Origin of the sequence: Gordonia sp. NPDC057258 (genome assembly GCF_042668985.1) — a bacterium.
Classification (GTDB): Bacteria; Actinomycetota; Actinomycetes; order Mycobacteriales; family Mycobacteriaceae; genus Gordonia; species Gordonia hongkongensis.
Genome location: NZ_JBHUXZ010000011.1, coordinates 1 through 13,835, shown reverse-complemented (window position 1 = coordinate 13,835; position 13,835 = coordinate 1). Strand labels below are relative to the sequence as shown.

At 69.6% G+C, this 13,835-nt stretch carries 12 protein-coding genes; 11 read left to right on the top strand and 1 reads right to left on the bottom strand.

Annotated elements, in window-relative coordinates; translation table 11 throughout:
- Positions 1 to 57: 57 nt before the first annotated feature.
- The 8 genes from ACFUEJ_RS10240 to truB all read left to right on the top strand — a co-directional run bounded on the left by ACFUEJ_RS10240 (position 58) and on the right by truB (position 8,878).
- Complete coding sequence (locus tag ACFUEJ_RS10240) at positions 58 to 342, top strand: YlxR family protein (RefSeq protein WP_058250131.1); 285 nt, start codon at positions 58 to 60, stop codon at positions 340 to 342.
- Positions 343 to 441: 99 nt separating this feature from the next.
- Entirely contained in the window at positions 442 to 3,300 is a 2,859-nt protein-coding gene (gene infB, locus ACFUEJ_RS10235; protein WP_272499192.1) for a translation initiation factor IF-2, read from the top strand.
- Positions 3,301 to 3,494: 194 nt separating this feature from the next.
- Positions 3,495 to 3,950 carry a 30S ribosome-binding factor RbfA gene (gene rbfA, locus ACFUEJ_RS10230; protein ID WP_065628950.1) on the top strand — a complete coding sequence of 152 codons (456 nt, stop codon included), beginning with the start codon at positions 3,495 to 3,497 and terminating at the stop codon, positions 3,948 to 3,950.
- On the top strand, positions 3,947 to 4,903 hold the full coding sequence (locus tag ACFUEJ_RS10225) for a bifunctional oligoribonuclease/PAP phosphatase NrnA (protein WP_058250134.1): 957 nt from the start codon (positions 3,947 to 3,949) through the stop codon (positions 4,901 to 4,903). Before rbfA ends, ACFUEJ_RS10225 begins: the two co-directional genes overlap by 4 nt.
- A 38-nt stretch (positions 4,904 to 4,941) precedes the next feature.
- Positions 4,942 to 6,294 (top strand): MATE family efflux transporter, encoded by a 1,353-nt coding sequence (locus ACFUEJ_RS10220; protein WP_175404253.1) that lies wholly within the window; start codon positions 4,942 to 4,944, stop codon positions 6,292 to 6,294.
- 28 nt (positions 6,295 to 6,322) lie between these two features.
- Positions 6,323 to 7,324: a metallophosphoesterase gene (locus ACFUEJ_RS10215; protein WP_175404254.1), complete on the top strand. Its 1,002-nt coding sequence runs from the start codon at positions 6,323 to 6,325 to the stop codon at positions 7,322 to 7,324.
- Positions 7,321 to 7,977 carry a 4'-phosphopantetheinyl transferase gene (locus tag ACFUEJ_RS10210; protein ID WP_058250136.1) on the top strand — a complete coding sequence of 219 codons (657 nt, stop codon included), beginning with the start codon at positions 7,321 to 7,323 and terminating at the stop codon, positions 7,975 to 7,977. Before ACFUEJ_RS10215 ends, ACFUEJ_RS10210 begins: the two co-directional genes overlap by 4 nt.
- A 1-nt stretch (position 7,978) precedes the next feature.
- Entirely contained in the window at positions 7,979 to 8,878 is a 900-nt protein-coding gene (gene truB, locus ACFUEJ_RS10205) for a tRNA pseudouridine(55) synthase TruB (RefSeq protein ID WP_259937589.1), read from the top strand.
- Between the two features lie 22 nt (positions 8,879 to 8,900).
- On the opposite strand, the gene ACFUEJ_RS10200 is transcribed toward truB, so the two are convergent.
- Positions 8,901 to 9,569 carry a metal-dependent transcriptional regulator gene (locus ACFUEJ_RS10200; protein WP_082652845.1) on the bottom strand — a complete coding sequence of 223 codons (669 nt, stop codon included), beginning with the start codon at positions 9,567 to 9,569 and terminating at the stop codon, positions 8,901 to 8,903.
- 100 nt (positions 9,570 to 9,669) lie between these two features.
- On the opposite strand from ACFUEJ_RS10200, the gene ACFUEJ_RS10195 reads away from it, so the two are divergent.
- The 3 genes from ACFUEJ_RS10195 to ACFUEJ_RS10185 all read left to right on the top strand — a co-directional run bounded on the left by ACFUEJ_RS10195 (position 9,670) and on the right by ACFUEJ_RS10185 (position 13,802).
- Positions 9,670 to 10,638, top strand: coding sequence for a bifunctional riboflavin kinase/FAD synthetase (locus ACFUEJ_RS10195; RefSeq protein WP_078112280.1), 969 nt, complete (start codon positions 9,670 to 9,672; stop codon positions 10,636 to 10,638).
- A gap of 120 nt (positions 10,639 to 10,758) precedes the next feature.
- Positions 10,759 to 11,028: a 30S ribosomal protein S15 gene (gene rpsO / locus ACFUEJ_RS10190; RefSeq protein WP_004021887.1), complete on the top strand. Its 270-nt coding sequence runs from the start codon at positions 10,759 to 10,761 to the stop codon at positions 11,026 to 11,028.
- 470 nt (positions 11,029 to 11,498) lie between these two features.
- Positions 11,499 to 13,802 (top strand): polyribonucleotide nucleotidyltransferase, encoded by a 2,304-nt coding sequence (locus tag ACFUEJ_RS10185; RefSeq protein WP_058250140.1) that lies wholly within the window; start codon positions 11,499 to 11,501, stop codon positions 13,800 to 13,802.
- The last annotated feature ends 33 nt before the right edge of the window (positions 13,803 to 13,835 follow it).

Genomic DNA, 13,835 nt, shown 5'->3' with positions numbered 1-13,835 from the left:
TGATCGATGGTTCAGCGATCCGCCCCCCGTTCGCCAGCCGGCGGCACACCCATCCGGATGTGCATCGGTTGCCGGCAGCGGGCAGAGGCCGGCGAGTTGGTCCGTGTCGTCGCACAGCTGTGCGGTGACACCCCGACAGTCGTGGTCGATCCCGCGAAGACCATGCCGGGACGAGGCGCGTGGCTGCACGCGCGGTCGGAGTGCATCTCCACCGCGACGCGACGCCGGGCCTTCGCCGCGGCACTCCGGACCCCCGGTCTGACCGTGGACCCGGACGATCTCACCGAACAGCTCGGCGCGATCACCCACCAGAGGATGGCTCCCCGGAGCCGGAACAGGTAGCAGAAGACATGAGCACACCGTGAAGTCACGATGAGCATGTACCGGACTTAAATCGAGGCCGTAGCGGGTGAGCCGCTTGGCCTCCAAGTGAGGAGAGCAGTGGCAGGCAAAGCCCGCGTGCACGAACTGGCCAAAGAGCTCGGCGTCACGAGCAAGCAGGTGCTCGAGCGTCTGAAGGAGCAGGGCGAGTTCGTCAAATCGGCGTCGTCGACGGTGGAGGCCCCCGTGGCCCGTCGACTGCGTGAATCGTTCCCCGGCAAGGACGGGGGAGCCAAGGACTCCAAGTCGTCCCCGGCCCCCGGCCCGCGCCAGAGCGCCAAGCCCGGACCCAAGCCGTCCGGCAACACGAACGCACCGAAGCCCGGTGCACCCGCAACCCCGTCGGCGCCGGTCGCCGACCGTCCGAGCCCCGGCCCGCGCACCAACGCGCCGAAGCCGGGCGCACCCAAGCCCGCACCCGCACCGGCGGAGACCCCGGCCCCGGCGCCCGCCCCCGCGGCGGAACGTCCCAGCCCGCGTCCCGCTCCCGCGGCACCGGCGCCGCAGGCCCCGGCCGCGTCGGCAGCACCGTCTGCCCCCACGTCGAGCCCGGGTCCGCGTCCCGGCCCGAAGCCGGGTCCGCGTACGCCGCGGGTGGGCAACAACCCGTATTCGTCGGCACCGGCGCCCGCGCCGCGTCCGGCTGCCCGTCCCGGACCGGGTCAGGGCGGTCCGCGTCCCGGCGGTGGCCGTCCCGGCGCTGCCGGCCAGGGTGGTCCGCGTCCCGGTGGCGGTCGTCCCGCTCCCGGCCAGGGCGGTCCCCGTCCCAATCCCGGCAACATGCCCCCGCGCCCGAGTCCCGGCGCGATGCCGTCGCGTGCGGCCCGTCCTGACGCCCGTCCGGGTGGTCGCGGCGGTGCCGGCGGAGGCCGTGGTGGCCCCGGCGGCGGCGGTGGTTACCGCGGCGGTGGCGGCGGAGCCGGTGCACCCGGAGGACCTCCCGGTGGCGGTTTCCGCGGACGTCCCGGCGGCGGTGGCGGTGGCGGCCGTGGACGCGGCGGCGCAGCAGGCGCCTTCGGTCGTCCCGGTGGTGCACCGCGCCGTGGTCGCAAGTCGAAGCGGGCGAAACGCGCCGAGTACGAGAACATGCAGGCACCGGCCGTCGGTGGCGTCCGGCTGCCGCGCGGCAACGGCGAGATCATCCGTCTCGCCCGCGGTGCATCGCTGTCCGACTTCGCCGACAAGATCGACGCCAACCCGGCTTCGCTGGTCCAGGCGCTGTTCAACCTCGGCGAGATGGTGACGGCGACCGAGTCGGTCAACGACGAGACGCTCGAGCTGCTCGGCTCGGAGATGAACTACCGCGTCCAGGTGGTCAGCCCCGAGGACGAGGACCGCGAGCTGCTCGACAGCTTCGACCTCACCTACGGCGAGGACGAGGGCGGCGAGGAAGACCTCGAACAGCGTCCGCCGGTGGTCACCGTCATGGGCCACGTCGATCACGGTAAGACCCGACTGCTCGACACGATCCGTAAGGCCAACGTCCGGGAGGGCGAGGCCGGCGGCATCACGCAGCACATCGGTGCCTACCAGGTGAACACCCACCTCAATGGTGAGGATCGCCTGATCACCTTCATCGACACCCCGGGTCACGAGGCGTTCACCGCCATGCGTGCCCGAGGCGCCAAGGCGACCGACATCGCGATCCTCGTGGTCGCGGCCGACGACGGCGTCATGCCGCAGACGGTGGAGGCGGTCAACCACGCCCAGGCGGCCGACGTGCCGATCGTGGTCGCGGTGAACAAGATCGACAAGGAAGGCGCCGACCCGCAGAAGATCCGCGGGCAGCTGACCGAATACGGTCTGGTCCCCGAGGAGTACGGCGGCGACGCCATGTTCGTCGACATCTCGGCCAAGCAGGGCGAGAACATCGACGCGCTGCTCGAGGCCGTCCTGCTCACCGCGGACGCGTCGCTGGACCTGCGTGCCAACCCGGACATGGACGCCCAGGGTGTCGCCATCGAGGCGCACCTCGACCGCGGCCGCGGCCCGGTGGCGACCGTGCTGGTCCAGCGCGGCACGCTCAAGGTCGGCGACTCGATCGTCGCCGGCGACGCCTACGGACGTGTCCGACGCATGGTCGACGAACACGGCGACGACGTCCCCGAGGCGCTGCCGTCGCGTCCGGTCCAGGTCATCGGCTTCACCTCGGTCCCCGGCGCAGGCGACAACCTGCTCGTGGTCGAGGAGGACCGCATCGCCCGGCAGATCGCCGACCGGCGCAACGCGCGCAAGCGCAACGCGCTGGCGGCACGCAGCCGCAAGCGGATCAGCCTGGAAGACCTGGATTCGGCTCTCAAGGAGACCAGCCAGCTCAACCTCATCCTCAAGGGTGACAACTCGGGTACGGTCGAGGCCCTCGAAGAGGCCCTGCTGAACATCGAGATGGGCGACGAGGTCTCGCTGCGGATCATCGACCGCGGTGTCGGTGGCGTCACCGAGACCAACGTCAACCTGGCCGCGGCCTCGGATGCGATCATCATCGGCTTTAACGTCCGGGCGGAGGGCAAGGCCACCGAGCTGGCCAACCGCGAGGGCGTCGACATCCGGTACTACTCGGTGATCTACCAGGCCATCGACGAGATCGAGAGCGCGCTCAAGGGCATGCTCAAGCCGATCTACGAAGAGGTGGAGCTCGGCCGCGCCGAGATCCGCGCGATCTTCAAGTCGTCGAAGGTCGGCAACATCGCCGGTTGCCTCGTGCAGTCGGGCATCATGCGGCGTAACGCCAAGGCCCGCCTGCTGCGCGACAACGTGGTGGTCGCCGAGAACCTCACCGTGTCGTCGCTCAAGCGTGAGAAGGACGATGCCACCGAGGTTCGCGAAGGCTACGAATGTGGTCTCACGCTGACCTACTCGGACATCAAGGTGGACGACGTGATCGAGACCTACGAGCTGCGGGAGAAGCCGCGCGACTGATCGCGGCGACGACCACCCTCGTACGACATCTCGACAGCTGTGGTGGGCGCCGCCCCGTCGGCCGTCGGCGCGCACGCCGCGCGGTGTTTGGGGTGGGGGGGGGGGGGGGGGTTTGTTTTCCCCCCCCCGGGGGGGGGGGGGCCCCCCCGGGCCCGGGGCCGCCCCCCACGCAGCGCTATGGAAGGAGTCCTGGAATGGCAGATCCGGCACGGGCTCAGCGCCTGGCCAAGCGGATCTCGTCGATCGTCGCGTCGGCGATCGCGCACGAGATCAAGGATCCGCGACTGGCGTATGTGACGGTCACCGATGCCCGGGTGACCAACGATCTCCACGATGCGACGATCTACTACACCGTGATGGGTGAATCCATCGACGCCGAACCCGACTTCGAGGCCGCGGCCGCGGGTCTGGCGAAGGCGACCGGCGTGCTGCGGTCGAAGGTCGGTGCGGGTACCGGGGTGCGCTTCACCCCGACCCTGCGCTTCGTACTCGACACGGTTCCCGATGCCGCGCGTCAGATGGAGGAGCTCGTCGCCCGCGCCCGCGCGAACGACGAACTCGTCGCCCGACGCGCTGCCGAGGCGAAGCCGGCGGGGGAGTCCGACCCGTACCGCTCGGCGGACGACGACACCACCGGTACCCGCGAGTGAGCAGTTCGTCGAGTGCGGCGATCGCCGCGACGCTGGCCTCCGCGACCGCGGTGACCATCTGCTGTCATGTCCGCCCCGATGCGGACACGATCGGCAGCGGTCTGGCGCTGGGGCTGGCACTCGACCGCCGGGGCGTCGACGTCGAGGTCTCCTACCCGGGGACCGAACAGCTCCCGGCGTCGCTCGCCGGGCTGCCCGGTGGCAAGTTGCTGTGCGCTCCCGCGCAGGTCGTCGGACACCCACTGGTGGTCGCGGTCGACGCCGCCAACCTCGAGCGGCTGGACTCGCTCGGTGAGACGTTCACCGCGGCGCAGACCTCGATCGTCATCGACCACCACGCGTCGAACCCCGGTTTCGGCGATCTCGACCTGGTGGACCCGGCCGCCGACTGCACCGCCGTGCTGGTGCTCGACGTCCTCGACGACCTGGGTGTCGAACTCGACGCCGACATCGCCACCTGCGTCTACGCCGGCCTCAGCACCGACACCGGCTCGTTCCGCTGGGCCCGTCCGGCGTCGTTCCGGGTCGCGGCCCGGCTCCTGGAGACCGGCGTCGACACACGGAAGTGGAGCCGGATCCTGTTCGACTCCCATCCGTTCGCCTGGTTCTCGATGATGTCGGGTGTCCTGGCGTCGGCGCAGCTCGTACCGACCGCCTGCGACGGTGAGGGTCTGGTGTACGCCGTGGTCGACCAGCAGGCGCTGGCCGGGATGAGCTGGGAGGAGTCCGAGAGCGTCGTGGACACCATCCGGACCGCCCGTGAGGCCGAGGTGGCAGCGGTGTTCAAGGAGGGCGAGCCGGGTGTCTGGACGGTCTCGCTGCGGTCCAAGGACATCGTCGATCTCGTACCGATCGCCCGGGCGCACGGCGGCGGCGGGCATCGTCAGGCCTCCGGGTACAGCGACACCGGTACCGCCGACGAGGTGGTCGCCAGGTTGCTGGAGTCGCTCTGAGCCTCGCGTCGGAGCCGGACGCCGGGGACGCCCCGGGCGTGGCACGCATCGCCACCCTCACCGTCTCGGCTCTCGCCGTCCTCATCGCGCCGCCGCTGTACCTCCTGCTGGACCTGGCGGTCGTCGGACGCCTCGGCGGCGAACAACTGGCCGCTCTCGGCGTCGGCACCCTGGTGCTCTCGATCGTCAGCACGCAGCTGACCTTCCTGTCCTACGGCACCACCGCCCGCTCCGCGCGTCGCTTCGGCTCCGGTGACCGGCCCGGCGCCGTCGTCGAAGGCGTACAGGCGAGCTGGATCGCGGTGGCGGTCGGCGTCCCGATCGTCGCCGTCGCCTACCCGTGCGCCCCGGTCGTGATGCGTCTGCTGGTCGGGACGTCCTCGCCGGAGTCCGCCGCGGTGGCCGAGGACGCGGCGGGCTGGCTGCGGATCGCGATGTTCGGCGTCCCGCTGATCCTGCTGTCGATGGCCGGGAACGGGTGGATGCGCGGCGTCCAGGACACTCGTCGTCCCGTCGTCTACGTCGTGGTCGGGTTGTCCCTCGCCGCGGTCCTCGTCGTCGGACTGGTCCACGGCGTCGGCCCGTTCCCGCGTCTCGGTCTCGACGGCAGCGCGGTGGCCAACGTGATCGGACAGGGTGTGACGGGCGTGCTGTTCGCCGTGCGGGTGGTCCGCGAGGCACGGCGGGTCGCCGTGGGTGCCGGCCACGGGCCCGGCTCGCGCGCCTTCGCACCCGACTGGTCGATCATCCGCGCGCAACTGGTCATGGCGCGGGATCTCATCGTGCGCAGTCTGTCGTTCCAGATCTGCTTCGTCTCGGCGGCCGCGGTCGCGGCGCGATTCGGGGTCGCCCAGGTGGCGGCGCACCAGCTCGTGCTGCAGCTGTGGGAGTTCATGGCTCTGTTCCTCGACTCGGTGGCCATCGCCGCCCAGGCGCTGGTGGGCGCGGCGCTGGGAGCGGGACGACTCGGCGCAGCCGACTCCGTCGCCCGGCGCGTCACCGCGGTGTCCGTGGTCGCCGCCACCGCGATGGCTGCCCTCTTCGCGGCCGGTGCGACGCTGATCCCGCGTATCTTCACCTCCGACGCCGCCGTCCTCGACGCCGTCGGGGTGCCCTGGTGGTTCTTCGTCGGCATGTTGCCGATCGCCGGCGTGGTCTTCGCGCTCGACGGCGTGCTCCTCGGCAGCGGCGACGCCGCCTTCCTGCGCACCGCGACCCTCGCCGGCGCCCTCATCGGGTTCCTGCCGCTGATCTGGCTGTCGCTCGTGTTCGACTGGGGACTCGCGGGTGTGTGGTCCGGCCTGGTGGTGTTCATGCTCGTGCGTCTGGCCACCGTGGTGTGGCGGATCCGCTCGGGGCGATGGCGCCGGGCAGGTGCGGTCCGCGCCTGATCGCGATCCTCTGGCACGATGGATCCTCGTGGCTACTCTGTGGGCGATCAGCGATCTGCACATCGCGCATCGGGGCAACGAGCACATCATCGACAGCATCCGGCCGACCTCGCCGGACGACTGGCTCATCGTCGCCGGTGACGTCGCCGAACGCACCGACGACATCGTCGACACCCTGCGTCGTCTGCGGGCTCGGTTCGCCACCGTCGTGTGGGTCCCGGGCAACCACGAGCTGTATACGACGGCGAAGGATCCGCTGCAGGTGTTCGGGGTCGCGCGGTACGACTACCTCGTCCAGGCCTGCCGCGACATCGGCGTGGTGACCCCGGAGGACATTTACCCGCTGTTCGATCCGGGCGATGGCTCCGATCCCGTCCGCGTGGTCCCGATGTTCCTGCTGTACGACTACACCTTCCGCCCGGAGGGCACGGCCAACAAACTGACCGCGCTCGCGCTCGCCCGGGAACGCAATGTGGTGGCCACCGACGAGTTCCTGCTGTCGTCCGAGCCGTTCCCGACCCGGGACGCCTGGGGTCGGGCGCGGATCGAGATCACCCGGCGTCGGCTGCAGGCCATCGACCCCGCCGAGAAGACGGTCCTCATCAACCACTGGCCGCTGCGCCGCGAACCGTGTGACGCGCTCATCTATCCGGAGTTCGCGCTGTGGTGCGGCAGCGAGCTGACCGCGGACTGGCACACCGAGTTCAACGCAGCGTGCTGCGTGTACGGGCACCTGCACATCCCCCGGACCACCTGGTACGACGGCATCCGGTTCGAGGAGGTGTCGGTCGGCTACCCGCGGGAGTGGAAGCGCCGCGGACTCCCGAACCCATTGATGCGCAACATCGTTCCCGGAGACGGGCTCGGTGCGTCCGATCTGCCCGAGCACGGAGTCCGGTTCGACCTGCCGCCCGACTACGCCGAACGGGCCGCCGAGTTCCGGCAGCGGGTCGAGCAGCGGCAGGCGGAACGACGAACACGACAGGCCGAGCGGCAAGCCGAACGGCAAGCGCGAGAGGACAACCGATGATCGAACAGCTCCTGCCGGCCGGCGTCGCCTCGGCGGAGGCGTTCGCCGATCCGCCGGATCTCGTCCTGCTGCCGGCCGAGCAGAGCCTGATCTCGCGCGCGGTGGAGAAGCGTCGTCGCGAGTTCACCACCGTTCGGCATTGCGCCCGGCAGGCGCTGGGGGAGCTGGGTTACGAGCCCGTCCCGATCCTCAAGGGGGACAAGGGGGCACCCGTGTGGCCGGCCGGGATCGTGGGCAGCCTCACCCACTGCGACGGTTATCGCGCCGCGACGGTCGCCTACGCGATGTCGGTGCGTTCCCTCGGTATCGACGCCGAGCCGCACGACAGCCTGCCCGACGGTGTGCTCGAGCACACCAGCCTGCCCGCCGAGCGCGAGGTGCTCGCGACCCGGTCGGGTGACCTGCACTGGGACCGTCTGCTGTTCTGTGCGAAGGAGGCCACCTACAAGGCCTGGTTCCCGGTCGCCAAGCGCTGGTTGGGTTTCGAGGACGCGCACATCACCTTCGAACAGTCCACCCCGACGTCGGGGACGTTCACCTCCCGCATCCTCATCGACCCGGCCGCCGCCGACGGTGGGCCGCCGCTGCTGGAGTTCTCCGGACGCTGGCTGGTCGAGCGCGGTATCATCACCACCACGATCGCGCTGACCTGACGTGGCCGACGCAACCATCGAGAACGCCGGCCTGCTCGTCGTCGACAAGCCGGCCGGGATGACCAGCCACGATGTCGTCTCCCGATGCCGGAAGATCTTCAACACCCGCCGCGTCGGGCACGCCGGCACCCTCGACCCGATGGCCACCGGGGTCCTGGTCGTCGGGATCGAGCGGGCCACAAAGCTTCTCGGACTGCTGTCGCTGACGACGAAGTCGTACACGGCGACGATCCGACTCGGCGCGTCCACCACGACCGACGACCGCGAAGGCGAGATCCTCGATACGGCAGACGCATCCGGGGCCCTCGACGCCGACATCACCACGGCCATGGCCGATCTTACTGGTGACATCCAGCAGGTCCCGGCGAAGGTCAGCGCCATCAAGGTCGACGGCCGGCGAGCGCACGCACTGGTGCGGACGGGTGCCGACTTCGACCTCGCGCCGCGCCCGGTCACCGTGTCCCGCTTCGAGCTGCTCGACGCCCGGCGCGATGCGGAGTTCGTCGATCTCGATGTGGCCGTTGACTGTTCGTCGGGCACGTACATCCGGTCACTGGCGCGCGATCTCGGCGCCGCGCTCGGGGTCGGCGGGCACCTGACCGAACTCCGGCGGACGGCGGTCGGCCCGTTCACCCTCGACCATGCGCGGACGCTCGACGATGTCCGCGACGAGCCGCGCGTCAGCCTCGACATCGACGAGGCGGTCAAGATCTCGTTCCCGCGCCGCGACATCGACGATGACGAGGCCGAGTCGATCAGTCAGGGTCGATGGCTGGAGCCGATCGGCCGCAAGGAGATCTATGTCGTCGTCGATCCGCGGGAACAGGCGATCGCGCTGATCCAGGAAAAGGGTCGCCGCGCGAGTTCGGTGATGGTGGTGCGCCCGGCGACCCTGCGCTGACGCGCCCTGCCGAAGAAACGGGTCAGCCGCGCGGGACGACGAAGATGGCGCGCGCGGCGATGTCGCCGAGGTCGATGGGATCGCCGTCGTCGAGCGACACCGAGATCGTGCCCGCGAACGGGCGCTTCTCGGCGACGGTCACCACACAGTCGAGGGCGACGCCCACCTGGTCGAAGTAGCGCAGCATCTCGGGATCGGTGTCGGAGATCCGGGCGATGGCGCCCGACGCCCCGACCTCCAGGTCGGCCAGGAGTGCCGCGTCCGGTGCGGGGATCGAGCCGTCGAGTGCGGGAATCGGGTCGCCGTGCGGATCCCGGTCGGGGAAGCCGAGTTTCGCATCGAGCCGGGCCATCAGCCGGTCGGACACCGCATGTTCGAGGATCTCCGCCTCGTCGTGGACCTCGTCCCAGCGGTAGCCCAACTCGCGCACCAGGAAGGTCTCGATCAGCCGGTGGCGGCGCACCATCAGGATGGCCGCGGACCGGCCCGCGGCGGTGAGGGTGACCGCGCCGTACGGTTCGTGCGAGACGAAGCCCTGGTCGGCGAGTTTGCGGATCGCCTCCGACGCGGTCGATGCGGACACGCCGAGGGATTGAGCCAGCAGCTTGGTGGTGACCTTGACGTCTTCCCACTCCTGGCTGGTCCAGATCACTTTCAGATAGTCCTGGGTCACCTGTGACAGTTCTGTCACCGGACGATCCGTTCCCCGAGGCATGACCAAGAGCTTAACCCCACCGCAAACGCGAGTGGCGGTGGTGGTTTGGAACACCGGGTGCCCGTAGTCTGGTCGCGTGTTGCGTTGGCGAGGTCTGGACGACATCCCCGCGGGCTGGGGACGGTGCGTGGTCACCATAGGTGTCTTCGACGGTGTTCACCGGGGACATGCCGAGCTCATCAACGCCGCCACGAAGGCGGCGAAGGAGCACGGCGTCCCGGCGGTGCTGATGACGTTCGACCCGCACCCGTCCGAGGTGGTCCGCCCGGGATCCCATCCGCCGCAACTGACGACGCTGACACGACGCGCCGAGCTGGCCGAGGAGCTCGGCATCGACGTCTTCTGCGTCATGCCGTTCACACCCGAACTCGCCGCCCGGTCGCCCAAGGACTTCGCCCACGACATCCTCGTGGAGACGTTGCACGCGGCCGTCGTGGTCGTCGGCGACAACTTCACGTTCGGGCGCAAGGCGGCCGGCGACGTGGCCAAGCTCGCCGAACTCGGTGGGAAGTTCGGCTTCTCGGTGGAATCGGTCTCGCTGTTCGGTGAACATGCGGTGACCTTCTCGTCGACCTACATCCGCTCGTGTGTCGCGGCCGGTGACGTCGACCGCGCGACCGAGGCGCTCGGACGCCCGCATCGGGTCGAGGGTGTGGTGGTGCGCGGCGACGGCCGTGGCCGCGACCTCGGATACCCGACGGCCAACGTGGCCCCGCCGATGTACGCCGCGATCCCCGCCGACGGGGTCTACGCCGCCTGGTTCACGATCCTGGGCGCGGGTCCGGTCGTCGGCGAGGTCGAACCGGGGGAGCGCTACCAGGCCGCGGTGTCGGTCGGCACCAACCCCACCTTCTCCGGCCGCACCCGAACGGTCGAGGCGTTCGTCCTGGACAAGAGCGCCGACCTCTACGGGCAGCACGTCGCCGTCGACTTCGTGCACCGCATCCGCGGGATGGAACAGTTCGACGGGGTCGACGACCTGATCACCGCCATGGGCGACGACGTGACGAAGACGCGCGAGATCCTGGCGGCGGCCGAGGGCTGAGCCCGGTGGATTTGGGCCGGGTGCCACCCGGGCGGTAGCCTGATCAGTCGGTGTTGCTGCAGTCCGCGGTGGCGCACCGTGGTTGTTTCGGACGCGGTACTGAGAAACAGGAGTATCTCCATGGCTTTGACTGTCGAGCAGAAGAAGGAAATCCTCGCCGAGTACGGTCTGCACGAGACCGACACCGGCTCGCCCGAGGCCCAGGTCGCGATGCTGACCAAGCGCATCACCGACCTCACCGAGCACCTGAAGCAGCACAAGCACGATCACCACAGCCGCCGCGGTCTGCTGCTGCTGGTCGGCCGTCGCCGTCGTCTGCTGAAGTACGTCGCCAAGGTCGACATCAACCGCTACCGTTCGCTCATCGAGCGTCTCGGCCTGCGTCGCTGATCTCCCGACTTCCACCGGCCGCCCCCGAAACGGGGGCGGCCGGTTTGTCGTATCGGGGGTTGTCGTATTGAGGTATCGACAGTCGGCGGTGATACGCTGACAGACGGATCGTGCCGGAACTCGAGGCAGTGCGGAACGACCAGCCAGATCGGTCCTCGGTAGTGGCCGCCGGAACCCTCGCCCGGGCAACCCTCGGGCGCGCAGGATTCCGGCCGCTTCGATCGAAGGCCGTCTGAGCACTCAGCCGGCGCAGACACGCTGCGCCATTCACCGTGCTGCCGCACATTCTCGGCGCGTTCTGGGTAGGTCCGATCCGCGCGTGCGCTCCTGTGCGAGCCCGCTCGACGTCACACGTGAGTTCGTGCTGCGCACCTCCGCGAAGGCCACCCCCAACCGCACAAGCGGCCACCTTCTCGTGGCCGCGTCAGACGGCCGCCACCGGCAGCCGCTACGAAGGGATTCCACCCCACATGACAGATGTGAACACCACCGAAGACTTCGCCGACGACTACGACGACGCGATCACCGAGGCGACCGCCGTCATCGACAACGGGAGCTTCGGCACCCGCACGATCCGGTTCGAGACCGGACGCCTCGCGCTGCAGGCCGCCGGTTCGGTGACCGCCTACCTCGACGACGAGAACATGCTGCTCTCGACCACCGCGGCGTCGAAGCACCCGAAGGAGCACTTCGACTTCTTCCCGCTGACCGTGGACGTCGAGGAACGGATGTACGCCGCCGGCCGCATCCCCGGATCGTTCTTCCGTCGCGAGGGCCGCCCCTCGACCGACGCGATCCTGACCTGCCGTCTCATCGACCGTCCGCTGCGTCCGTCGTTCGTCGACGGTCTCCGCAACGAGATCCAGGTCGTCGTGACCGTCCTCTCGCTGAACCCGAACGACCTCTACGACGTCGTCGCGATCAACGCCGCGTCCGCCTCCACCCAGCTCGCGGGTCTCCCGTTCTCCGGTCCGGTCGGCGGCGTGCGCGTCGCGCTCATCCCGACCGAGGAGAACAAGGCCGGCCAGTGGGTCGCGTTCCCGACCGTCGAGCAGCTCGAGGGCGCCGTGTTCGACATGGTCGTCGCGGGCCGCATCGTCGCCGGCTCCGGTGACAGCGCCGACGTCGCGATCATGATGGTCGAGGCCGAGGCCACCGACAACGTCATCGACCTCATCGCCGGCGGCGCGCAGGCACCGACCGAGGCGATCGTCGCCGAGGGCCTCGAAGCCGCCAAGCCGTTCATCGCCCGCCTCTGCGAGGCGCAGAAGTCCCTGGCCGCCGCCGCGGCCAAGGAGACCGCCGAGTTCCCGCTGTATCCGGCATACCAGTCGGATGCCTACGACGCCGTGGCGGCTGCCGCCACCGATCGCCTGTCGGAGATCCTGACGATCGCCGGCAAGCAGGAGCGCGACGACAAGACCGACGAGCTCAAGGCCGACGTCCTCGAGCAGCTCGGCGAGCAGTTCGCGGGCCGCGAGAAGGAGATCGGCGGGGCCTACCGGTCGCTGACCAAGAAGCTCGTCCGGCAGCGCATCCTGACCGACCACTTCCGCATCGACGGCCGCGGCATCACCGACATCCGTGCCCTCTCGGCCGAGGTCGCGATCATCCCGCGCGCCCACGGCAGTGCGCTGTTCGAGCGTGGCGAGACCCAGATCATGGGTGTCACCACCCTCGACATGGTCAAGATGGCGCAGCAGATCGACTCGCTCGGACCCGAGACGTCCAAGCGGTACATGCACCACTACAACTTCCCGCCGTACTCGACCGGCGAGACCGGTCGCGTCGGATCGCCCAAGCGTCGCGAGATCGGCCACGGTGCGCTCGCCGAGCGTGCCCTGATGCCGGTGCTGCCGAGCGTCGAGGACTTCCCGTACGCGATCCGCCAGGTGTCCGAGGCGCTGAGCTCCAACGGTTCGACCTCGATGGGCTCGGTCTGTGCGTCGACCATGTCGCTGCTGAATGCCGGTGTGCCGCTGCGCGCCCCGGTCGCCGGTATCGCCATGGGCCTCGTCTCCGACACCGTCGACGGCGAAACCCGTTATGTCGCACTGACCGACATCCTCGGCGCCGAGGATGCCTTCGGCGACATGGACTTCAAGGTCGCGGGCACCAAGGACTTCGTGACCGCCCTGCAGCTCGACACCAAGCTCGACGGCATCCCGTCGCAGGTGCTCGCGGGTGCGCTCAGCCAGGCCAAGGACGCCCGACTGACCATCCTCGACGTCATGGCCGAGGCCATCGACGAGCCCGACGAGATGAGCCCGTTCGCGCCGCGGATCACCACCATCAAGATCCCGATGGACAAGATCGGCGAGCTGATCGGCCCGAAGGGCAAGACGATCAACGGCATCACCGAGGAGACCGGCGCCAACGTCTCCATCGAGGACGACGGCACCGTGTTCGTCGGCGCGGCCGACGGTCCGTCCGCGCAGGCGGCGATCGACCGCATCAACGCGATCGCCAACCCGCAGCTGCCCAAGGTCGGGGAGCGCTTCCTGGGCACCGTCGTCAAGACCACCGCATTCGGCGCCTTCGTGTCGCTGCTCCCGGGTCGCGACGGCCTCGTGCACATCTCGAAGCTCGGCAAGGGCAAGCGCATCAACAAGGTCGAGGACGTGGTCAACGTGGGCTCCAAGCTCCGCGTCGAGATCGCCGACATCGACGAGCGCGGCAAGATCAGCCTCGTCCCGGTCGACGACGACGCCGACAAGGCCGACGCGCCCGCCCCCGACGCGGTCAAGGATGACGCGGTGAAGGCCGACGCCTGATCTGAGAACGACCCACCGGGGCCCGCCGTCCAT